Source organism: Blautia glucerasea (genome assembly GCF_020537505.1).
Lineage (GTDB): Bacteria > Bacillota > Clostridia > Lachnospirales > Lachnospiraceae > Blautia_A.
Genome location: NZ_JAJBMO010000096.1, coordinates 1 through 747 on the forward strand (window position 1 = coordinate 1; position 747 = coordinate 747).

At 42.8% G+C, this 747-nt stretch carries 1 protein-coding gene and 1 pseudogene; both read left to right on the plus strand.

The genetic code is table 11. The features are described from left to right. Positions 1–190 (plus strand): annotated as a pseudogene (locus LIQ05_RS19395) (plasmid segregation centromere-binding protein ParR); the annotation flags it as partial. Positions 191–407: 217 nt separating this feature from the next. Continuing rightward, positions 408–662, plus strand: coding sequence for a hypothetical protein (locus tag LIQ05_RS19400; protein WP_226822937.1), 255 nt, complete (start codon positions 408–410; stop codon positions 660–662). The last annotated feature ends 85 nt before the right edge of the window (positions 663–747 follow it).

The following is a 747-nucleotide window of genomic DNA, read 5'->3' on the forward strand; positions in this document are numbered from 1 at the left end:
GAGCAGCTATCTGGTTCAGGTGATCTTAAAAGATCAGGAAAACAACCAGCTGGAGGAAAGCATCCGGCAGGCAATCCGGGAAGAACTGGCAGGTGTTTCCATTTCAGGCTCCGGGGAAAGTGTTTCAAATAAGGAAGAAATCCCATCCCAGATGCTGGATTTTCTCTCCGGATTAGAGAATGCATTCTGAAAAAGTCAAGTCTTTTCCGGTGATAAAATAGCCAAAATTCAAGCAGTCAAATTAGTATAAATCACGGTTTTTGAAAGGGGTGATGCCTATTGAATGTTATTAGATCTGCATCCTTTGGGGGCTTTTGAAAGCCTCATATTCGTTGGGTATTGTGAATAGCTTTCTGTCACGTTTTAGGGTATGTTGTGTGTAGAAAAAAGAAAGGAGAACAAACGCAGTGGAGATGAAAAACATATGCGGAAAGATTCCGGTAGAGCTGCATGAGAGGCTAAAGCTGGAGGTCGAAGAGTTAGGAATCAGCATACCAAAATACCTTGAAATGGTAATCGAAGAACACATGACAAGAAAAGGAGAAAAGACGAACATGGCAGAGTTAAGAACCGTAGCAGTACAGGTAACCGAGGATTTATTTTCCAGAGAACTGGAAACGGAAGAGCCGGAAGCAACAGATCCAGAGGAAGCAGAAGAATAGACATCAAAAAACAGAAAACAAGAGATTGAGACGGTGCAGAGAAATCTGCACTGTTTTTTTCGCAGCGAAGGGAGGCTGATAGCCG